The 19,462-nt window shown below is 71.2% G+C and carries 18 protein-coding genes, 1 pseudogene and 1 riboswitch; of the genes and pseudogenes, 3 read left to right on the forward strand and 16 right to left on the reverse strand.

Going from position 1 to position 19,462, the window contains the following annotated elements; all coding sequences use genetic code 11:
* Window positions 1–3: 3 nt before the first annotated feature.
* From WYO_RS09060 to WYO_RS09105, 10 genes and pseudogenes are all read right to left on the reverse strand, one after another.
* Window positions 4–420: a type II toxin-antitoxin system VapC family toxin gene (locus WYO_RS09060; RefSeq protein ID WP_007561479.1), complete on the reverse strand. Its 417-nt coding sequence runs from the start codon at window positions 418–420 to the stop codon at window positions 4–6.
* The gene (locus WYO_RS09065; RefSeq protein WP_007561481.1) at window positions 417–692 is read right to left on the reverse strand and encodes an AbrB/MazE/SpoVT family DNA-binding domain-containing protein; all 276 of its coding nucleotides are present in this window, start codon (window positions 690–692) and stop codon (window positions 417–419) included. Before WYO_RS09065 ends, WYO_RS09060 begins: the two co-directional genes overlap by 4 nt.
* Window positions 693–765: 73 nt before the next feature.
* Window positions 766–1,545 (reverse strand): precorrin-2 C(20)-methyltransferase, encoded by a 780-nt coding sequence (locus tag WYO_RS09070; protein WP_007561482.1) that lies wholly within the window; start codon window positions 1,543–1,545, stop codon window positions 766–768.
* Window positions 1,545–2,225, reverse strand: a complete 681-nt coding sequence (locus WYO_RS09075) for a precorrin-8X methylmutase (RefSeq protein WP_007561485.1) — start codon at window positions 2,223–2,225, stop codon at window positions 1,545–1,547. Before WYO_RS09075 ends, WYO_RS09070 begins: the two co-directional genes overlap by 1 nt.
* Window positions 2,222–3,657: pseudogene (locus tag WYO_RS29825) on the reverse strand (precorrin-3B synthase). The gene WYO_RS09075 and the pseudogene WYO_RS29825 overlap by 4 nt, the downstream one beginning before the upstream one ends.
* Window positions 3,654–7,130, reverse strand: a complete 3,477-nt coding sequence (gene cobN / locus WYO_RS09085; RefSeq protein ID WP_007561487.1) for a cobaltochelatase subunit CobN — start codon at window positions 7,128–7,130, stop codon at window positions 3,654–3,656. The pseudogene WYO_RS29825 and the gene cobN overlap by 4 nt, the downstream one beginning before the upstream one ends.
* A 72-nt stretch (window positions 7,131–7,202) precedes the next feature.
* Complete coding sequence (gene cobW, locus WYO_RS09090; RefSeq protein WP_007561489.1) at window positions 7,203–8,237, reverse strand: cobalamin biosynthesis protein CobW; 1,035 nt, start codon at window positions 8,235–8,237, stop codon at window positions 7,203–7,205.
* Window positions 8,234–8,632: a DUF1636 domain-containing protein gene (locus WYO_RS09095; RefSeq protein WP_007561491.1), complete on the reverse strand. Its 399-nt coding sequence runs from the start codon at window positions 8,630–8,632 to the stop codon at window positions 8,234–8,236. The genes cobW and WYO_RS09095 overlap by 4 nt, the downstream gene beginning before the upstream one ends.
* Complete coding sequence (locus WYO_RS09100) at window positions 8,625–9,359, reverse strand: CbtA family protein (protein WP_007561493.1); 735 nt, start codon at window positions 9,357–9,359, stop codon at window positions 8,625–8,627. Before WYO_RS09100 ends, WYO_RS09095 begins: the two co-directional genes overlap by 8 nt.
* A 16-nt stretch (window positions 9,360–9,375) precedes the next feature.
* Complete coding sequence (locus WYO_RS09105; protein WP_007561495.1) at window positions 9,376–9,558, reverse strand: CbtB-domain containing protein; 183 nt, start codon at window positions 9,556–9,558, stop codon at window positions 9,376–9,378.
* Window positions 9,559–9,591: 33 nt separating this feature from the next.
* Window positions 9,592–9,787, reverse strand: a riboswitch (cobalamin riboswitch).
* A 248-nt stretch (window positions 9,788–10,035) separates the two neighbouring features.
* Between WYO_RS09105 and WYO_RS09110 the strand changes: the two genes are divergently transcribed.
* The gene (locus tag WYO_RS09110) at window positions 10,036–11,052 is read left to right on the forward strand and encodes a DUF4424 domain-containing protein (protein WP_007561497.1); all 1,017 of its coding nucleotides are present in this window, start codon (window positions 10,036–10,038) and stop codon (window positions 11,050–11,052) included.
* Window positions 11,053–11,177: 125 nt separating this feature from the next.
* A complete protein-coding gene (locus WYO_RS09115; RefSeq protein WP_007561499.1) occupies window positions 11,178–12,530 on the forward strand; it encodes a hypothetical protein in 1,353 nt (450 codons plus the stop codon).
* Window positions 12,531–12,533: 3 nt separating this feature from the next.
* Here the strand turns inward: WYO_RS09115 and WYO_RS09120 are convergent, their stop codons facing one another.
* The 4 genes from WYO_RS09120 to secG form a co-directional block, all read right to left on the reverse strand.
* Complete coding sequence (locus WYO_RS09120) at window positions 12,534–14,123, reverse strand: peptidase S10 (RefSeq protein WP_007561500.1); 1,590 nt, start codon at window positions 14,121–14,123, stop codon at window positions 12,534–12,536.
* 2 nt (window positions 14,124–14,125) lie between these two features.
* On the reverse strand, window positions 14,126–14,578 hold the full coding sequence (locus tag WYO_RS09125; RefSeq protein WP_007561502.1) for a DNA polymerase III subunit chi: 453 nt from the start codon (window positions 14,576–14,578) through the stop codon (window positions 14,126–14,128).
* Between the two features lie 66 nt (window positions 14,579–14,644).
* Complete coding sequence (locus tag WYO_RS09130; RefSeq protein ID WP_007561505.1) at window positions 14,645–16,273, reverse strand: CTP synthase; 1,629 nt, start codon at window positions 16,271–16,273, stop codon at window positions 14,645–14,647.
* Between the two features lie 285 nt (window positions 16,274–16,558).
* On the reverse strand, window positions 16,559–16,960 hold the full coding sequence (secG, locus tag WYO_RS09135; RefSeq protein WP_007561507.1) for a preprotein translocase subunit SecG: 402 nt from the start codon (window positions 16,958–16,960) through the stop codon (window positions 16,559–16,561).
* Between the two features lie 261 nt (window positions 16,961–17,221).
* Between secG and WYO_RS09140 the strand changes: the two genes are divergently transcribed.
* Entirely contained in the window at window positions 17,222–17,692 is a 471-nt protein-coding gene (locus tag WYO_RS09140) for a nuclear transport factor 2 family protein (protein WP_007561510.1), read from the forward strand.
* A gap of 16 nt (window positions 17,693–17,708) precedes the next feature.
* On the opposite strand, the gene ppk2 is transcribed toward WYO_RS09140, so the two are convergent.
* Together ppk2 and tpiA are read right to left on the reverse strand one after the other, a co-directional pair.
* Complete coding sequence (gene ppk2, locus WYO_RS09145) at window positions 17,709–18,620, reverse strand: polyphosphate kinase 2 (RefSeq protein WP_007561512.1); 912 nt, start codon at window positions 18,618–18,620, stop codon at window positions 17,709–17,711.
* A 74-nt stretch (window positions 18,621–18,694) separates the two neighbouring features.
* A complete protein-coding gene (gene tpiA / locus WYO_RS09150; RefSeq protein ID WP_007561514.1) occupies window positions 18,695–19,456 on the reverse strand; it encodes a triose-phosphate isomerase in 762 nt (253 codons plus the stop codon).
* Window positions 19,457–19,462 lie beyond the last annotated feature (6 nt).

Raw genomic sequence — 19,462 nt, forward strand, 5'->3', positions numbered from 1 at the left:
GAGTCAACGCGCGTCTGCCTGTGCTGTCAGCAACATGGCGGCGATGCCCTGACCCGCGAGCAGCTTGACGGCCCGTCTATCGAACGACACGAAGGCCTCGCTTCCCAACCAGCGTCCTTCGAACGCGATGATACCGTCGGCGAAGTCGCCCCCAGCCTCCAGCAGAGCCAAACCTGTCTCGATCGCCGGTCGGTTGGCTACGACGTTTCCGGGCTCGATCAGGCCGCGGATCGCGGTCGCGATCTCGGCACGAGGCATCGCGTAGCGGCTTCGGAGCACCCAAGCCAACTCGCACAGCGTGTGCAGGCTGATCGCAACCTGGCTCGCACCTTCCATCACGTCCAATGCAGCACGCGCCTGGGCCTCGTCGTCATCCACGACGAGACGCAGAAGAACATTGGTGTCGGGTGTCAGCTTCACGGCCGGTCCAGACCAGCCAGAGCGGCTGCCGCCCCCGCCTCGGCGACCGCCTCGTTGATCTCCTCGATCGAATACCGCGCGCTGTTACCCTTACCTTTGAGAATCCCGTGCACCTGCCGCCACGAGCCGTGCGGCCGGTCGGCCCTCAGCTCGGCCCGACCGTCGGGAAGCAGCTCGAGCCTGATCTTTTCGCCCGGCTGAATGCCGAGATGGTTCAGGACATCCTTTCGGAACGTGACCTGTCCTTGGTCCGTCACCGTCAACGTCGTCATGATGCATCCTCCAGCCTGCAAAATGTAAGGCTGCACTGCATCACAGGCCAGGGCCGCGGGGCTCGTCCGGTGATCACGGCCGCCGCCCCTCGCCGGGCAGGAGGACCATGGAGAAATAGGGCGCGTCGTCATCCGCCTTGTCGGCGAGCATCACCACGCGCTCGCCCGCCATGGTGCCGCGCTCGACATAGATCGCCCGGTCGATGAGCCCGGCGGCGGTGAGCGCCGCCCGGACCTTCGGCAGGTGCCGGCCGAGCTTCATCAGCACGGCGGCGTCGGTACCGCGCAGGCGCTCGGTGAGCGCATCGAGTGGCAAGGTCGCCGGCAGGACCGTCAGGATGTCGTCGCCCCAGGTGATCGGCGTGCCGGCCCGGGTCCAGCAGCCGGACATGCCGGTCACGCCCGGGACCACCTCCACCGGGAAGCGGTCCTTGAGGCGCCGCCACAGGTGCATGAACGAGCCGTAGAAGAACGGGTCGCCCTCCGACAGGATCGCGACGTCACGGCCCGCACCGAGATGGTCGGCCAGCTGCCCGGCCGCGTCGTCGTAGAAGGCGGCCAGCGCCGCCACGTAATCCGGGTGCTCCGGATGGATCTCGGTGGTGTAGGGATAGGCCAGCGGCATCTCGCGCGACGGGTCGCGCAGGATCGCGTCCGCGATGGTGCGGGCGTTGCCGCGCCGGCCGCGCTTGCAGAAATGCACCAGAACCGGCGCGCGCATCAGGATGCGCTGCGCCTTCACGGTGAGCAGCTCCGGATCACCCGGGCCCATGCCGACCCCGTAGAGGGTGCCAGTCACCGCAGCGGCGGGAATCTCCTCGATGGGCGCCTCGACCCGCTCGAACCCGTCCATCACTCGACCTCGCTGGCCAGCGCGTTGACCGCCGCGGCGGTCATGGCGCTGCCGCCGCGGCGGCCGTGGACGACCACGAAGGGCACGCGGCCGTCCCGGGCCAGCGCGTCCTTGGACTCGGCCGCGCCGACGAAGCCCACCGGGATGCCGATCACCGCGGCCGGCGGCGGCACGCCGGCATCGAGCAGTTCCAGCAGGCGGAACAGCGCCGTCGGGGCGTTGCCGACCGCCACGATGCTGCCGGGCAGATGCTCGCGCCACAGCTCCATGGCGGCGGCGGAGCGCGTGGTGCCGAGGCTCTTGGCGAGATCCGGCACCCGCGGATCGCCGAGGGTGCAGACCACCGGATTGTTGGCGGGCAGGCGTGCCCGGGTGACGCCGTCGGCGACCATGCGGACATCGCACAGGATCGGGGCCCCGGCCTGGAGCGCCGCGACACCGGCCTCGGCGAAGCCGTCCGACATCTCCACGTCGGCGGGGAGGTCGGTCATGCCGCAGGCATGGATCATCCGGACGACCACGCGCTCGGCCGCGCCCGACCAGCGCGCGAGGTCGGCCTCGGCTCGGATCATGGCGAAGGAGCGCGCGTAGATCGCGGCGCCGTCGCGGATATACTCGTAGCGAGAGGTGGCCTCCGGCTCCGAACCTGCCTGGCGCAGGGCATTCTGGCTCGCGCTCATGCCGGTCTCCTGGTCCTCCCAATATCGGTCCTGGCGCGATCCGGCGCGAAAGCGGCGGCGAGCCCGATTGTCTTCGCCCTTCCTAACCGCTCCAGCACCGCCTCGATAGGGAGATGCATCGCCGGCTCATCGCCAGGCGTGCCGCCGACGATTGCGCCGTAGAGGCCATCCCGGCCGACGAGGGTGAGGTCCGCCGGGCCCGGCCGGGCGCAGCCCTTGGCGCAGCCGGAGACGTGGGCCGCGCGCCCGTCCACCGCGAACAGCCTGAACGCCTCGGCGACACTGGCGGCGTCGGCGAGCGTCGGTGTCGATCCGGAGGCGCAGGCCGGCGCACCGGTGCAGGCGGCGACGCTGCGCCGCGGATCGTCGGGTGCGACGATGAAGTCCCGGGCCAGGGCGGCCGGATCCTCCTGAGCCGCAGCCGGGAGCAGCAGCACGAAGCCGCGGGCCGGAGACAGGCGGACCTCCTTCGCGCCGAGGCGGGCGGCGAGATCTACGAGGCGATCGAGGGCGCCCGCCGTGCAGCGACCGAACGGCGCATCCACGGTGCGCACTGACTTGCTCGTCGCCAGCGGCGCGATGCCGGCCGGTGGACAGAAAGGCGCAACGTCCGAAGTGAGGCCACCGTGCCCCCTCTCCCATGCGGGAGAGGAGAGGGTTGGGGTGAGGGGGGCGCGCTTTCCGGAGAGGTCGCATCCCTCACCCTGTCCCTCCCCCGCACGAGAGAGGGGACCCGCGCCTGCAACTCTCCGCGCACGGCATCCGCTAATGTGCTGAACGCATCGGGCGATAGATCCCGCATCCGCCGCAAGCCGCTTCGGGCGAAGGCCTTCAGCAGCTTCGCTATCGCGGCCGGCGCCTCGTTCTCGGTACAGGTGGCGAGATCGTGAAAACCCTGCTCCGCGGCGATTGCGATCCCGACCTCGCCGGAGGCACGGGAGAAGACGTACGCATCGGCGTCCGGCATCTCCGCACCCGCGCGGCCGTCGACCACCACCAGCGTCTTGGCCGGCAGCCCCGGCACGGCGAGCCCCGCCGCCTCGATGGCGCGAGCGAGGGCCGGGGCGTCGAACGTCTCGGCGGGATCATGGCCGGCGAGGGGACTGGTGAGCGTCAGGCGCTGCGGGCCGCCGTCGGCGCGCGTGTCGCCGAGGCCGGCGGCCTCCAGCAGGCGGGCGAGCGGCGCGCGGGTCGCCTCCGAGACGCCCCGGATCTGAAGGTTGGCGCGGGCGGTGAGGTCGAGATGGCCGTTGCCGAAGCGGCGCGCGCCCTCGGCCACCGCCCGGGCCTGCGGCAGGGTCAGGATCCCCAGCGGCGGATGCACCCGGGCGAGCAGGCCGTCCCCGGTGGGCATCGGCCGGCTGAGACCGGGGCACCAGCCCCGGCGCGCCGGCGCCTCGGGAAGAACGCGGCGATGGGTGGCGACGCTCATTCGGCGGCCTCCGGCATCAGCGCGTCGGCCGGCAGCGCGTTGCGCCGGCTGTGCCACAGGCCGCGGTCGCGGGCCTCGTCGAACCGCTCCAGGATCGCCCGGGTCGCGGCAGGGTTCGCCGCGCGCAGCCGGTCGAACACGTCGGGATCGGCGATCCAGGCGGCGTAGAGCCGGTCGAAACCGGCATCGGTCACGGCGTCGCTCGTGGCGGCAAGGACGAAGACCGCGTCGAGCCCCTGGGCCAGCTCCTGAGCGCCGCGGTAGCCGTGGCGGAGCTGGGCGGCGATCCAGCGCGGAGCGGTCAGGCGCCCGCGGATCAGCCGGGCGGCATCCTCCCGGGCGGTGCGGGTCTTGGGGCGGTCCGGAACCGAGACGTCCAGGCTGTAGAGGGCGGGGCTGGCGCCCTGGAGGGTCGCCGCGGCCGCGAAGCCGCCCATGGCGTCCACCGCCGCGTCGCCGTCGAACAGGTCGCGCTCGGCCACGTCGAAGGCGTGCAGATAGGCATCCGCCGCCGCGACCCGGGCGCCGAAGGCCGCATCCGGTCCCTCGCGGTCGCCATAGGCATGGCCGCTCGCCGCGAGATAGGCCCGGCCGAGATCGGCCCGGTCATCCCAGGCGCCGTCGAGGGCGGTGGCGGCCGTGCCGGCACCGTATTGACCCGGGGCGGCCCCGTAGACCCGGGCGATGTCTTCGCCGCGGCGCCGGGCGGCAGCCAGGGGATTTTCGGCATCCTCCTCGTCCCGCTCGGCCACGGCGCGGGCGGCGCGATCCATTAGGGCGAGCGTATCCGGGAAGGTGTCGCGGAACGCGCCCGAGACGCGCACGGTCACGTCGATGCGCGGCCGGTCGAGCATGGCCAGCGGCAGCACCTCGAAGCCGGTGACGCGGGTGCTGGCATGGTCCCAGACCGGACGTACGCCCATCAGCGCCAAAGCGTGGGCGACATCCTCGCCGCCGGTGCGCAGGGTCGGGGAGGCCCAGAGATCCATGACGATCCGGGCCGGGTACTCGCCCTCGTCCTGCAGGTAGCGAGTCACCACCGAGGCGGCGGCCCGCTCACCCAGCAGCGCGGCGGCGCGGCTCGGGATCGCCCGGGGATCGAGGGTCGCGAGGTTGCGGCCGGTGGGCAGCACGTCGGCCCGCCCGCGCGACGGCGAGCCGGCGGGGCCCGGCGGCACGAAGCGGCCGTCGAGCGCGGCGAGCAGGCCCGCCCGCTCGCCCGCGGCGCTCGCGACAACCGCGTCCGGCGCACCGTCGCGGGCGCGTCCGAAGACGTGCAGGCCGTCGCGGAAGGTGGTCTCGCCGAGGTCGCAGAGATGGGCGTCGAGGCGGGTCAGCGCCTCCTCCATCGGTGTGTCCGGGCCGATACCGGCGCCGTCGAGCAGCCCGGCGGCGTCCGCATCCTCCAGGATCGCGCTCGCGATCAGGCCGGCCCGGCGCGGATCGAGCACGCTGGCAGCCGAATACTCCTCCACCAGCTCGCGCAGGCGCGCGGCCTCCGGCGGCAGGGCGTGGAGGGTCGTGTCGGGGGTGATGTGGCCGAGGGCGATCCCGCCGAGCCGGCGCTTGAGCGGCGCGGCCTCGCCCGGATCGTCGACGATGAACGGGTAGATCACCGGCAGCCCGCCGATGCAGAGCGCCGGGACGCAGTCCGGGGACAGGGCCACCGCCTTGCCGGGGAGCCATTCGGTGGTGCCGTGCGTGCCGAGCTGCACCAGCGCGTCGAAACGCCGGCGCAGGCCGAGGTGGAAGGCCAGGTAGGCGTGGGTCGGGACGCGATCCGGGTCGTGATAGCCGGCCTTGCGGTCGGGATCGCGGCCGCGGTCGGGCTGGAGGAAGACCGCGAGTTGCCCGCCCCTTCCCACCAAGGCCTCGGCATTCGTCATTCGGCGCGCGAAAGATGCGACGTGCCCCCCCTCCCGTGCGGGAGAGGGGACCGGAGTTCCCTGCGGCAGCGTTTGAATGTGGTCGTCCGCAGTGAGGGACTGGTGCGCGGCACGCGCTGTGGCCATCCGGAACCGGAACAGGCCGCCGTGACAGGTTGGGTCGTCGGCCGGCTCGCCCCAGGCTTCCAGCAGCGCATAGCGCAACGCCGCGGGCAATTCGGAGAGCCAGGCTGCGTAATCCGCCAGCGGGACCGTGAAGTCCGCCGCGCCCTCGGTGAGCGCCTGCATCAGCGCGTCCGGCTCCGGCAGCGTGCCGGTCGCGTAACCCGCCTCAGCCAAGTCCGAAACAAGCGCGCGGGCGCTCTCGGGGGTGTCGAGGCCGACCGCGAAGCCGGCCCGGCCGCCGCGGGCCGGATAATCGGACAGGACGACGGCCACCCGCCGCTCGTCGCGAGGGAGGGCGGCCAGGCGCAGCCAGCCCGCCGCCCGCTCGGCCAGGGCTTCGATGCCGGCGGGATAGGGGACGGCCCGGCGCTCGGCGAAGCCGGCGACTTCCGGGGCTTCCTCCTTGAACGAGATCGGGAAGCCGGAGAGCCGGCCGTCGAATTCCGGCAGGGCGACCTGCATGGCGAGGTCGGCGGCGCCAAGACCCCGGGCCGAGGCCTCCCAGGCCGCCCGGGGGGCGCCGACCGTGAAGGCCTGGAGCACCGGGCAATCGGCGCCGTCGAGGACGAAATCGATCCCGTCCTCCCGCGCCGAGAAGGCAGTGGCGGCGATGACGAGATCCGGCTTGCGGGCTCGCACGGCCTCGGCGACCGCCCGGGCCGCTACCGGCTCCTTGAGGCTTGAGACCGCCATCGGCAGCACGCCGATGCCGCGGGCGCGCAGGGACGCGGCCAGGGCGACGAACGGCGCGGTATCGCCGCCGAGCACCGCGGAGCGGTAGACCAGAAGCAGGGCGAGCGGGGTCGCGGTCACGCGCGGGTCCGAGAGCGGCACCGCCGTCTCGGCCGCCTCGATCGCCGTATCCAGCGTGAGCACGCCGCAGCCGGGGCACCAGGGAAAGCCCCGCGGCAGCGGCTGCGGCGGCTCGACGGCACCGCCCGCGCCGATCCGGGCAGCGAGCAGGCGCAGCATCCGCCGCAGATTCTCTGGGCCGCCGGCACGGAAATACGCGTCGAGCTGCTGCGCGAGATCCGGATCGGTGGAGAAGCCCGCCAGCCGTGGGTCCGGCCGGTCGTCGCCCGGCAGCACCGCCAGCACGACCCCGTGCACCCGCGCCGCGGCGGCGCAGCGCTCGATCCCATAGCGCCAGTAATCCAGGCCGCCGAGGCAGCGGATCACCACGAGCTTCGCCCGCGACACCACGCGCTCGACATAGAGATCGACCGACATCGGATGCCGGAGCTTGGCGAGCTTGGCGAGCCGCAGGCTCGGCAGACCCGGCTCGGCGGCCTGGGCCTGCCCGATCCCGGTGAGGTCGCTGTCGGTGAACGACAGCACGACGAGGTCCCCGGGCTCCTGCCCGAGATCCACCGCCGCCTCGCCCTCGTCGAGCGAGACGCTATCAATGCGAACGAGATGCATGGCGCGCCTCCTAGGCCGCGCCGAAATGGGCGCGCGCGCAGCGTCTCAGCGAGGGAGCGCGCGCGACCGGCTTCATCCCGCGAGCGCCGCGGCGACGGCGCCCTGGTCGAACCCCTTCAGGCCGATCACCACGAGGCGCCCGTCGCGGCTCTCGCCCGCCCGCCAGGGACGGTCGAAATGGTGGACGACGCGCCGGCCGACCCCCTGCACCACGAGGCGCATGGCCTTGCCCTCGACCTCGGCGAACCCCTTGATGCGCAGGACGCCCGGTGCTTCGGCGGCCTTCTCCACCCGGGCCGCGAGGTCACCGGCGGTGATGGCCGGGCGGACCGGCAGGGCCACGGTCTCGAAATCGTCGTGGTCGTGATCCTCGCCGTCGCCGTGATGCGAGGGGCGGGCATCGAGGTCGTCCTCGGCGGCCGCGCCGAGCCCGAGCAGCACCAGCGGGTCGATCGCGCCGTTGGCGGTCTCGACCACCTTCACGGCCCGGGGCAGATGCCCCTCGACCTCGGCGCGCACCCGCGCCCGGGTCTCGGCATCGAGCAGGTCGGACTTGTTGAGAACGACGAGGTCGGCGCAGAGGAGCTGGTCCTCGAACACCTCCTCCAGCGGGTTGTCGTGATCGACCGCCGTGTCGGCGGCGCGCTGGGCGGCCAGCGCCGCGGGATCCTCCGCGAAGGCACCGGCGGCCACGGCCGGCCCGTCCACCACGGCCACGACCCCATCGACGGTGACCCGCGAGCGGATCGCCGGCCACTGGAACGCCTGGACCAGGGGTTTCGGCAGGGCGAGGCCGGAGGTCTCGATCAGGATGTGCTCCGGCGGCTCCGCGCGGCCGAGCAGGGTCTCAAGCGCCGGCACGAAATCGTCGGCCACGGTGCAGCAGATGCAGCCATTCGGCAGCTCGACGATGGAGTCCTCGGTGCAGCCCTCGACGCCGCAGGCGGCCAGGAACGACTTGTCGAAGCCGACATCACCGAACTCGTTGACCAGGATCGCCAGGCGGCGGCCCTTGGCGTTCTCGACGACGTGGCGGACCAGGGTGGTCTTCCCGGCCCCGAGGAAGCCGGTGACGATGGTGCAGGGGATCTTGGTGACGATGGTCATTCCGCAGCCTCCAGGGTGCCGGCCGGAAGCGGGCGGGGATCGGGAAAGGGCGGGATCCGGGCGATCACGCCGGTCTTGAAGGCGGCGGGCCGCTCCCGCCACGGTACGATGCCGTCCTGCGTCGCCGCGTAGGACGCGAGGCCGCCGAGGATAATGGCGGCGGACTCGATCGGATCCATGTCGCCGTAGACGTAGGTCCAGCGGTTCGCGGAGGCGACCGCCACCGAGCAGGGCCGCTTGCAGACCGAGAGGCACTCGACCCCCTCGATCCGCAGGTCCGGCGCGGCGTTGCCCGCGCGCAGGGCGTCGAGCAGGCGCGCCCCGGCCCGCGGGCCGTCCGGGTCGTCGCCCGGGCGGCGGCAGGTGGTGCAGACGTAGAGGACGGTCTCAGGCATGGGCCGTCCCGCGCACCGGGCCCCGGGCGAAGGCCTGCCACGCCCAGCCGAAGCCGAGACCGATCAGCAGCCAGAAGACGAAGCTGATCGCTAGCGACCGGGCCGCGAACTGCGCCGCCAGCGCTGCCGGAAGCTCCGAGGCGGCCTCGGGGGCCTGCGGTGCGCCGGCCACGTGCGGGGCGATGATCAGCACGAGCCCGCCCAGGATCGCGATCAGCGAGCGCCGGATCGCGATCAGGTACAGGCCCATGCCGGTGGCGGCGGCGGTCATCACCCACCAGGCTTGGCGGGTGGCGAGCGGTGCAGCCTCGCTGCCGGGCAGTTCGGGCGGCAGGCCGAGGCCCGGGGCCAGGGCGACGCTGGCGAAGCCCGCGATCGCGAAGGCGACGCCGACCTGGCGGGTCGGCTCCCGCCCGCAGGCGAGAATCGCCGCACCGAGCAGCAGCGCATAGCCCACCGCACCCACGAGGGTCGCCAGGGCCGTGAAGGCCATGCGCGGCAGGCCCTCGCCGGGCTGCCATTCGGGCGCAGCATCCGGCGCGGCATGATCGTGCCCGGCATGCGCCAGGACGATCGGCAGGCCGCGCTCGGCCTGATGCGTCTGTTGATGTTCGTAACGCTCGGCCGCCACGATCAGCGGCGAGGTCAGCGTCAGCTCGAGGCCCGTCACGACGACGGCCGCGAGGAAGCCGGCGGCCAGAGCCGCCGACAGAAGCCGGATGATCATCCCTGGGGCAGGGGCGTCAGTGGCAGGGGAAGTTCTGGGTGTGCCGGAAATCGTGCGCCGCGTTGTGCAGCGCGATCGCCGGCGAGAAGCCCGCCATGAACAGCAGGCCGAGTCCGAGGAAAGCCGCGATCGCGACGGCGACAGGGCGCTCGGCAGCGCGGGTGCCGGTGGCGACGGGTGCGAGGGTCGAGGTGGTCATCAGCGTGTCTCCAGCCGCCCCACCGGCGGCATTGCGGGATCTCAGCGTGACGGCAGGTCTCCTGGCTCGCGGCTCGGCGCGCCTGCCGCCTTCCCGGATCGCTCCGGTGGCCTACTGGCAGACGCTCGCCGCTCACAGTTGCGGGGGCAGCCGCGGATTCGGAACTCGCGCTCCTCACCGCATTCCCTTTTCACCCCGTTGCCGGGGCACCGTCACGGGATCGTTGTAGACGCATGACAGCTCTCGCACAACGGAGGCGCGGCGGAATCATCTCCGACTCTTCGGGTATGACGTGGTTCAGTGGTGTGGTCGGTGGCTGTGAAGCTTTTGCCGAGGCCGGGCGACGATCTTCGCGGTGAAACCGTCCCGCCCCGACTTGCCGAACATGATTAGCCCCGATCATCCGGACTGCCGGCGGACGACTCCCGCAGCGGCCGCGCAGGCCGCCGATTCCCGAGCATATTGAGTGTGATACCGATGCGAACCTTGTGGCTGGCCCTCGCCCTCGCGGCGACGGCGTCCTTGCCCGCCCGGGCGGATGACAGCAGCGCCGCGCTCGCCGCGGGCGGTCTGGTCCTCGAGAAGACCGACAAGATCACGCTCGCCTCCGAGGAACTGTACCTGTCCGAGAAGGCCGTGCGGATCGACTACCGGTTCCGCAACCTCACCGACGCCGATATCGAGACCACCATCGCGTTTCCGATGCCCGACATCACCGGGGATCGCGAAATGCTGACCGCGATTCCCGATCCGGCCCACGACAACTTCCTCAAGTTCGCCACCGAGGTCGATGGACGGCCGGTCGAATCGCAAGTCGAGCAGCGCGCCTTCCTGATCCGGAACGGCGCGCCGCCCGTCGAGATCACCGATCGCCTCAAGGGCCTGGGCATTCCCCTGATGCCGACCGTCGAGGCGACGGAAGAGGCCCTGCGCCGTCTGGGCGAGCGCCGGCGCCTCGCCCTGGCCGTCGACGGCATCCTGGAGCGGCAGGTGCACAAGGATGGGACGATCGCGGATGTCCCGCTCTGGACGCTGAAATCGAAGTTCTGGCGCCGGCAGGTCTTCCCGGCCGGCCGGGAGATCACGGTCCGCCAGAGCTACGTGCCGAGCCTGGGCAGCCTGCCCAGCCTGTCCTACGGCGCTCCGAACGTGGATCCGGCGCAGAAGGCGCAATACGCAACCCGCTACTGCACGGAGCCCGCGTTCGAGAAGGCGGCCCAGGCGCTGTACCGCCGGGCGAGCGCGGATGGCAGCCGGTCGTTCCAGGCCTATGAGCAGTACCTCTCCTACGTCATCACGTCCGGGGGGAACTGGGCGGGACCGATCGGCACGTTCAAGCTGGTCGTGGACAAGGGCGACCCCGCGACCCTCATCGCGTTCTGCGGCACCAACGTGAAGAAGACCGGGCCGACCACCTTCGAGATGGTCGTGAAGGATTACGTCCCCCAGCGCGACATCGACATCCTCCTCCTGAAGTCCGGGACGAACGGCTGAGGCGGCGACCGGGTGCGATGGCTTCAGCCGGCGGGCTTGACGGGCCGGTGTCGATGCGGGCACCGCCGGTCGCGCCGTCCGGCAGCGCCCCGGCGCGACCGGCCCAGATCCGCCCCGGAGACATGATGGCCCCGGCAGACGATTCGAATCCCGCCCTCGTCGACCTCGCCGACGGCCGCACGCCGCAAGCGGTCGCGGATACGACCTGGCTGGAGATCGATCTCGGCGGCCGCTTCCCGATCCATTCCATCGTCGTCGTCTGGAATGGCGCGGATCCGGCACCCGCCGCGGATGTCGCGATCCTCATGTTGCAGGACGGCGCGTCCTGGTCGGAGCCCGGCCTTGCGTCCCGGCAGAGCGAGGCGGGCTCTAGCACCGCATTCATCGAGGCCGATGAGCGCGCCTGGACGCGGTCCGTTCGCATCGCGGTGCCGGATCCCGACCGGGTGGCCGCCGTGCAGGTCCGCGCCGAGGAGGCCGCGATCGACCTGATCGCGCTGCGGGCGATGCTCAACCTCGACGTGACGCTCCTCAACGAGAAGCCGGGGGCCAACCGCTACCTCGCCTACAGCCTCGAGAGCGGACCGGATCGGGCGAGCCGTACCCTGGTCGGCCTGTCGCTGTTCGAGAACGGCGCGTTCGGCAATTGCCTGGTTCAGTACATCATCGCGCTCTCGGTCGCGAAGGCGCTAAACCTCAAATACGTCAAGGTCCCGAAGGTCGACCGCAGCAAGGTGATCTTCCTGACCGAGCGGCTCACCCGCGACGGCATCACCTTCATCCCGCCGGATGAGGCGCTGCCGTCGGACGGCTACTTCCTGTCCGGCCTGTATTTCGACCCGACGCAGTTCCAGCGGCTGGTGGGGCTCGAGACGCCGCCGGATTCGCGGGCGATCATCCAGGAGATCATCCGCCCGCTATTCAACGGGCTGCCGGCGACGTTCCCCCCCAAGCCCGACGACCAGCTCCTGATCCATATCCGCTCGGGCGACATCTTCAGCACCTGGGTCGATCCGCACTACCCGCAGCCGCCCTCCGCCTTCTACCGCATGGTCATCGACCGGCTGCGCGGCGAGGGGCGGATCCGCTCGGTCAAGCTGGTCTTCGAGAACCGGCTGAACCCGGTGATCGCCGAGGTGGAGGCGTATGCGAAAGGCCTCGGCTTGCCGGTGGAGACCCAGAGCGAGTCGCTCGTGGCCGATGTCGCGGCACTGGTGAACGGTCGCTACCTTGTCTTCGGCCTGGGCACCTTCGGTCCGGCGATCTGCCACCTGTCGGAGCGGGTCGAGCAGGTGTTCTACTTCGCGTCCAATTGGCCGCAGGCGTTCCAGGGCATCGAGACCATCCGCAAGCTAATCGAGGTCCGGGACATCGCGGGACGCTACATGAAGGTCGGCGAGTGGCAGAACACCGACGCCCAGCGCCGGATGATGATCGACTACCCGGCCGAGGCGCTCGCGTTCGACGACGCGGCGTGACCGTCAGGGCGCGTCCTTGAGCCGTTCCGCCGGTGCCCCGGCCGGAGGCGCCGAGCCACCATCGCGGGCCTTGAGGGCGTCCTGGTAGAGTCGCCGGACATCGCGCTTGAACGCGGCCCGGGAATCGTCGCGCGAATAGAACATGTGCCCCCCGGGATAGACCGCGAGGCTGAGACGCCCGGCGCCGTAGGCCGGGACCTGCGCCAGCAACAGCTTCGAAGCGTAATACGGGGTCACGAGGTCCGTGAAGCCGTGGGCGACGAGGACGCGCAGCTGGCCGTCGAGAGCCAGGACGCCCTTGAGGTTCGAGAGCACTTCCGGCGCCTGCCGGCCCGAGCCCCAGCTCCAGCCGCGGTTCACCGCGTTGCTCAGAAGCTCGTAGCGCAGGTTCGGCACCGGCCATTTCAGCGTGCGCGCGTAGAGGTCGAGCATGGCGCTGGTCAGCGGCGCCTGGAGTGCGGTGAGCTGCGGATCCTCGAAGCTCGGCTGCGCAGCATCCGGGTTCGGGTCCCAGCCGGTGATGCCCGTGTCGTAGGCGCTGGTGACGCGGCCCTCCGTCCGGTCGATCTCGCGCTGGATGCTGCGGGTGGAGAGACGCGCGGCCTGGGCGCGGACGAAGGCCGGGTCGAAGCCGGTGAGCGGCGCGACCTTGTCGGTCATCCGGGCGACCGCGGCGGTGTCGCTCGGGCCCTTGAGCAGGTCGGTCAGATACGGCCCCGCCGCGTAGGCCTCGGCGTCGCTCAGCAGCGCCGGATTCGGCATGGTGCCGGCCCGTTCCAGGGCACCGGCCGCCAGGGAGGGCAGCTTCAGCACGTAGCCCCACGGATTCGCCCGCGGGGTCTCGAGCCAGCCGAAATCGAGCACCGGCGAGAGCAGAACCATCCCGGACAGGCCGACCCCGATCTCCTCCTGCAGCTTCTCGGTGATCAGCGGGCCGCGGAAGCCGCCGTAGCTCTCGCCGACATAGAATTTCGGGCTCGCCATCCGGTCGTTGACCCGCAGGTAGCGGGCGATGACGGCGGCGAGCGTCGCGGCGTCGCTGTCGATGCTCCAGTAGGTCTTACCGTTGCCGTCGCTGGCCCGGCTGTAGCCGGTGCCCACGGGATCGATGAACACGAGGTCGGTGAAGTCGAGCCAGGTGCCGTCATTGGGCGTGAGTGCCACCGCTTGCGACGGGCTGATGCTCGTGCCGCCGGTGGGCAGCCGCCAGGGACCGATCGCGCCGAGATTCAGGTACGCCGAGGCCGCGCCCGGTCCGCCGTTGATCGCGAAGGTGACCGGCCGCTCGCGCCCGGCCTCCGGGGCCATCGTGTAGGCGACATAGGCGATCTCGGCCTGGAGCTTCCCGGCCTCGTCGACCAGCGGCAGGCTGCCGGCCGTGGCGGTGAAGTCGAGGGTCCGTCCGTCGGGGAGCTTGATGCTCTGGCGAGTGGTGGAATCCGGTGGGAGGCGCCGTCCTTCCGGACCGCGCGGGGCCGGCTTCGCCTCGGCCTGGGGGCCGGGATGGTGGGCGTCCTGCGCGCGGAGCGGCAGCGGCGCCGCCACGAGGGTGAGGGCGAGCGCGGTATGCGCGAGACGCTTGCTGAGGGGCACGGTCAAGCCTTCTTGTTCCAGCGGCCCGAATCGTCCTGCTGCCAGTAGGCGACGGCGTGACCCGCCTCCTTGGCCTGCCGCCACTGCTCGCGGGCACGCAGCAGGGCGTCCTGGTCGGTCCCGTCGAACAGGATGCAGATCCGCTCGTAGCTCTCTGCGTCGGGCGGCAGGTCGGCGCCCTCGACCAGGAACCGGATCGAGGCGGTGTTGGGGTTCACGTCGCGCAGCGTCAGCACCACCGGCTGGCCGGCCGCATCGGGGTCGCGGTCGGTGCCGTGCGGCAGGAAGCTCTCGTCGGAATAGGTCCAGAGATGGTCGTCGAGGGCCTGCAGGCGCTCCTCGGTGGCCGCCTGGATCGCGGCCTGCCAGCCCCGGCCGAGCGAGCGCTCGACAAGGTTCGGCAGCACCTTCTCCAGGGGCTGGCGCTGCATGTGGTAGAACAGGATCTCGGTCACGGTCAGACCGATATAGGGTTCGGGCGCACGGAGCGAGCAGCGGCGCGCAGCCGCGGCTCCGGTGTTCTAGACCAGCCGGCTCTGCTCGATCGCCGCGCCGACGAAACCCTTGAACAGCGGGTGCGGCTCGAACGGGCGCGACTTCAGCTCCGGGTGGAACTGCACGCCGATGAAGAACGGGTGCCCGACATGCTCCACCGTCTCGGGCAGGAGCCCGTCCGGCGAGAGCCCGGAGAAACGCAGGCCCTTGGCCTCCAGCCGCTCGCGATAGGCCATGTTGACCTCGTAGCGGTGGCGATGGCGCTCGGAGATCCGGTCGGACCCATAGATCTGGGCGATCTTCGAATCGGGGTCGAGCTGCGCGTCGTAGGCGCCGAGCCGCATCGTGCCGCCGAGATCGCCGACCGCGGCGCGCCGCTCCAGCTCGTTGCCGCGCAGCCACTCGGTGAGCAGGCCGACCACCGGCTCCGAGGTCTCCCCGAACTCGGTCGAGTTGGCATCCGGCACGCCGGCCAGGGACCGGGCTGCCTCGATCACCGCCATCTGCATGCCGAAGCAGATGCCGAGATAGGGGATGCGCTTCTCGCGGGCGTAGCGGGCCGCGCGGATCTTGCCCTCGGCGCCGCGCTGGCCGAAGCCGCCGGGCACCAGGATGCCGTTCAGGCCTTCGAGGAACGGCGCGGGGTCCTCGCGCTCGAACACCTCGGCCTCGATCCATTCGAGGTTGACCTTGACCCGGTGGCTGATGCCGCCGTGGATCAGGGCCTCGGTCAGCGACTTGTAGGCGTCCTTCAGCCCCGTGTACTTGCCCACGATGGCGATCGAGACCTCGCCCTCGGGGTTGCGCACCCGGTCGGAGATCGTCGTCCAGCGGCCGAGATCCGGCTCCTCGCCGTGCTCCAGGCCGAAATGGCCGAGCACCTCCCGGTCGAGCCCGGCCTTCCGGTAGGAGAGCGGCACCTCGTAGATCGAGGCGACGTCCAGCGCCTCGATCACCGCGGTCTCGCGGACGTTGCAGAACAGGGCGAGCTTGCGCCGCTCCTCGACGGGGATCGGGCGGTCGCAGCGGCACAGCAGGATATCGGGCTGGATGCCGATCGAGCGCAGCTCCTTGACGGAGTGCTGGGTCGGCTTGGTCTTCAGCTCGCCCGCCGACGGGATGTAGGGCAGCAGCGTCAGGTGGACGTAGCAGCAGGTGCCGCGGGGCAGTTCCTGACCGAGCTGGCGGATCGCCTCGAAGAACGGCAGCCCCTCGATGTCGCCGACGGTGCCGCCGATCTCGACCAGCACGAAGTCGAACGTGTCGTTGCCGTCGAGGACGAAATCCTTGATGGCGTTGGTGACGTGCGGGATCACCTGGATCGTGGCGCCGAGATAGTCGCCCCGCCGCTCCTTGGCGATGATGTCCTGGTAGATCCGGCCGGTGGTGATGTTGTCGGCCCGGCTCGCCGGCACGCCGGTGAAGCGCTCGTAATGGCCGAGATCCAGGTCGGTCTCGGCGCCGTCGTCGGTGACGAAGACCTCGCCGTGCTGGGTCGGGCTCATCGTGCCCGGGTCGACGTTCAGATAGGGGTCGAGCTTGCGCATCCGGACCCGATAGCCCCGTGCCTGAAGCACGGCGGCGAGCGCTGCGGAGGCGAGTCCCTTACCGAGAGAGGAAACCACGCCGCCGGTGATGAAAACGTACCGCGTCATGGGCCTCGGTCCATAAAGAAGGCGCTGGCATTTGCCAAACGGCAAGCCTGCCGGCGATGGAATGGCTGGGGATCGTGCAGGCACGGGAAACGGCCTGCCCGGACGGGCCGGAGCCGAGCCGAATCGTCGGCCCCATGCTCATCCGCCGCCCGTCCTCTTGCGGCGCCCGGACACGGATGTCACGCGCGCCCGGCGCAGACCCTGGATGCTTGATCCAGGGTTCGCGCCGGTTTCCCGATCGGCATGCGTTCCGGCACCGCGCGCACGATGCCGGTCAGGTGGGCATCAACGCGACTGCGGTGCCTCGGGCACGGCCGGCTGGGCCGGGGCGGTGGCGGGCGCACGGTCCTGCTGCTGGCGCAGGGTGTCGAGCAGGTTGTCGGCGCCGGTGGGCTGCTTGGCCGGCTGGCCGGCCGGCGCCGACGCGCCGGTATCGAGGATCGACTTCGGCGCCGCCGAGCGGTGCGACATCACGGCGAGCAGCATGCTGGTGGTGAAGAACAGGGCGGCCAGGATCGCGGTCGCGCGCGTCAGGGCGTTGGCCTGGCCGCGGCCGGTCATGAAGCCCGCGACGCCACCACCGCCGCCGCCGCCCAGGCCCAGCCCACCTTCGGAGCGCTGGAGCAGCACGACGCCGATCAGCGCCAGCACGATGATGAGGTGGACGACGATCAGGACGGTCTGCATCGGTGTTCCGGAATCTGGTTCGGCCTCGCGCGCCGGTCCCGAGAGGCCGGTCCGGCGGCGGGCGCGGCGACCGGTGCCAAACGTTCGACTTGGCGCGCCGGTCGCAAATCTGTGCCGGCCATACACCACTCGCCGGCCGCCGCCAACTTGACGATCGGCCTCGCCGTGTCGCCCGCAGCTCTCGCGCCGCGCCGCCGGTCGTGCTCTGTCGGGCGGGAAGGGCGGCTCACGCAACACGCCGCCCCGCCCGGGAGGCCCGCCATGACCCTATCTCGCCGTTCGGCGCTCGCTGCCGCGTTCGCCATCGCCGCCGCCGCGCCGATCCTGATCCACCCGACGCCGGGCTTCGCCGCCGGGACGACCGACGCCGCGCAGGGCGCCGCGGTCGAGGCGGCGGTCGATTCGCTGACCCAGGCCCTGCTCGCGGCGGACGGTGCCGCCCTGGACGCCCTCACCCTCGACGGCTTGAGCTACGGCCATTCGAGCGGCGTGGTCCAGGACAAGGCGGCCTTCATCGCGGCGCTGACCAGCGGCGCTTCGCGCTTCCCGAGCATCACCCTGTCGGACCGTTCGGCCTCTGTGATCGGGGAGGACGCGATCGTCCGGCACGTCTTCTCCGGGGAGGCCGTCTCGAACGGCAAGACCGCCCCGGTCCATATCGGGGTCCTGCAGGTCTGGCGCCGGGACGGCGGCCGCTGGCGGTTGATGGCGCGTCAGGCGTTCAAGCTCTGACGCGCGTCGAGTCCGGTCAGTAGCGGGAGGGGACGAGCATCTCCGGCGGGGTCGGCGTGCGGAGGTAATCCGCGTGGCGTACCCGCTCGGGCAGGTGAACCGGCGGATGCTCGACGGTCTCGTAGGGGATCTGCTCGAGCAGGTGGCTGATGCAGTTCAGCCGGGCGCGCTTCTTGTCCACAGCCTCGACGACCCACCAGGGTGCCTCCGGGATGTGGGTGCGGGCCAGCATGTCCTCCTTGGCGCGGGTGTAATCCTCCCACCGCCGCCGGGATTCGACATCCATCGGCGAGAGCTTCCACTGCTTCAGCGGATCGGTGATGCGCATGTGGAAGCGCAGCGCCTGCTCCTCGTCCGTGATCGAGAACCAGTACTTCAACAGGATGATGCCCGAGCGCACGAGCATGCGCTCGAACTCGGGCACGGAGCGGAAGAACTCCTCCACCTCGGCTTCCGAGCAGAAGCCCATGACCCGCTCGACGCCGGCGCGGTTGTACCAGGACCGGTCGAACAGCACGATCTCGCCGCCCGCGGGCAGGTGGGTGACGTAGCGCTGGAAGTACCATTGCGTGCGCTCGCGCTCGCTCGGCGCGGGCAGGGCCACGACGCGGCAGACGCGCGGGTTCAGGCGCTGGGTGATCCGCTTGATCACGCCGCCCTTGCCGGCCGAATCGCGTCCCTCGAATAGGACGACGACGCGCAGCTTCTTGTGCTGGACCCAGTCCTGGAGACGGACTAGCTCGTGCTGGAGGTGCAGGAGGTCGCGGAAGTAGCGCCTGCGGTCAAGGCCGGATTCCGATCCGCCTTCGAGGCTGTCGAGGCGGTCATCCTCGAAGCCGAGTTCCATCTCCTCGTCGTAGCTGTCGAGGATTTCGCGGCGGATCATCTCCACCATCGTGGGATCCGCGGAGGCATGGTCGATCGTCATGTCGGGCTTCTTGGTCGGATGTCGTCACGCCCCTCAAAGCAGGATCGTGTGACAGCTCCGAGAACCCCGGCGCCTCACGCGTAGGCGGCGCAAATCCCCAGGAAGTCCTCGGCCACGAGGCTCGCGCCGCCGACCAAGGCGCCGTCGACATTCTCCACCGCCATCAGCTCGCGGGCGTTGCTGGGCTTCACGGAGCCGCCGTAGAGGATGCGGATCCGGTGGGCCTCGTCGCCGACGAGCTTGTCCAGCATCTCGCGGAGGGAGGCGTGGACCTCGGCGATGTCGCGCGGCGTCGGGGTGCGGCCGGAGCCGATCGCCCAGACCGGCTCGTAGGCGATCACCGTGTCGGCCGCGGTCGCGCCCTTCGGCAGGCCGATGGCGAGCTGGGCGCGGACGATGTCGAGGGCGCGGCCCTGCTCGCGCTCCTCGATGGTCTCGCCGACGCAGATGATCCCGCACAGGCCGGCCCGGCGGGCGCCCAGCGCCTTGGCGTGGACGCCGTCATCGGTCTCGTGGTGGTAGGCCCGGCGCTCGGAATGGCCGACGATCACGTATTTGGCACCGAGATCGGCGAGCATCTCCGCCGAGATCGAGCCGGTGAAGGCGCCGCTCGGCCGGGCATGCAGGTTCTGGCCGCCGATGGCGATCGGCGATCCGGCGGTCGCCGCCACGCAGGAGCCGATCAGCGTCGCGGGCGGGCAGATCAAAACGTCGACCCGGGCGGCAAGCTCCGGCGTGATCCCGTCGCGGATCGCCTCGACCACTTTGATCGATGCCCGCGTCCCGTTCATCTTCCAGTTGCCGGCGACCAGCGGTTTCCGCCCCGTCTGCGTCATCCCTAG

The organism is Methylobacterium sp. GXF4 (assembly GCF_000272495.1).
Classification (GTDB): domain Bacteria; phylum Pseudomonadota; class Alphaproteobacteria; order Rhizobiales; family Beijerinckiaceae; genus Methylobacterium; species Methylobacterium brachiatum.

What these genes read in the sequence shown, in the direction of transcription:
- WYO_RS09065 (WP_007561481.1), bottom strand. Translation starts at nt 692, where the DNA reads ATGACGACGTTGACGGTGACGGACCAAGGACAGGTCACGTTCCGAAAG.
- WYO_RS09070 (WP_007561482.1), bottom strand. Translation starts at nt 1,545, where the DNA reads ATGGACGGGTTCGAGCGGGTCGAGGCGCCCATCGAGGAGATTCCCGCC.
- WYO_RS09075 (WP_007561485.1), bottom strand. Translation starts at nt 2,225, where the DNA reads ATGAGCGCGAGCCAGAATGCCCTGCGCCAGGCAGGTTCGGAGCCGGAG.
- cobN (WP_007561487.1), bottom strand. Translation starts at nt 7,130, where the DNA reads ATGCATCTCGTTCGCATTGATAGCGTCTCGCTCGACGAGGGCGAGGCG.
- cobW (WP_007561489.1), bottom strand. Translation starts at nt 8,237, where the DNA reads ATGACCATCGTCACCAAGATCCCCTGCACCATCGTCACCGGCTTCCTC.
- WYO_RS09095 (WP_007561491.1), bottom strand. Translation starts at nt 8,632, where the DNA reads ATGCCTGAGACCGTCCTCTACGTCTGCACCACCTGCCGCCGCCCGGGC.
- WYO_RS09100 (WP_007561493.1), bottom strand. Translation starts at nt 9,359, where the DNA reads ATGATCATCCGGCTTCTGTCGGCGGCTCTGGCCGCCGGCTTCCTCGCG.
- WYO_RS09105 (WP_007561495.1), bottom strand. Translation starts at nt 9,558, where the DNA reads ATGACCACCTCGACCCTCGCACCCGTCGCCACCGGCACCCGCGCTGCC.
- WYO_RS09110 (WP_007561497.1), top strand. Translation starts at nt 10,036, where the DNA reads ATGCGAACCTTGTGGCTGGCCCTCGCCCTCGCGGCGACGGCGTCCTTG.
- WYO_RS09115 (WP_007561499.1), top strand. Translation starts at nt 11,178, where the DNA reads ATGGCCCCGGCAGACGATTCGAATCCCGCCCTCGTCGACCTCGCCGAC.
- WYO_RS09130 (WP_007561505.1), bottom strand. Translation starts at nt 16,273, where the DNA reads ATGACGCGGTACGTTTTCATCACCGGCGGCGTGGTTTCCTCTCTCGGT.
- secG (WP_007561507.1), bottom strand. Translation starts at nt 16,960, where the DNA reads ATGCAGACCGTCCTGATCGTCGTCCACCTCATCATCGTGCTGGCGCTG.
- WYO_RS09140 (WP_007561510.1), top strand. Translation starts at nt 17,222, where the DNA reads ATGACCCTATCTCGCCGTTCGGCGCTCGCTGCCGCGTTCGCCATCGCC.
- ppk2 (WP_007561512.1), bottom strand. Translation starts at nt 18,620, where the DNA reads ATGACGATCGACCATGCCTCCGCGGATCCCACGATGGTGGAGATGATC.
- tpiA (WP_007561514.1), bottom strand. Translation starts at nt 19,456, where the DNA reads ATGACGCAGACGGGGCGGAAACCGCTGGTCGCCGGCAACTGGAAGATG.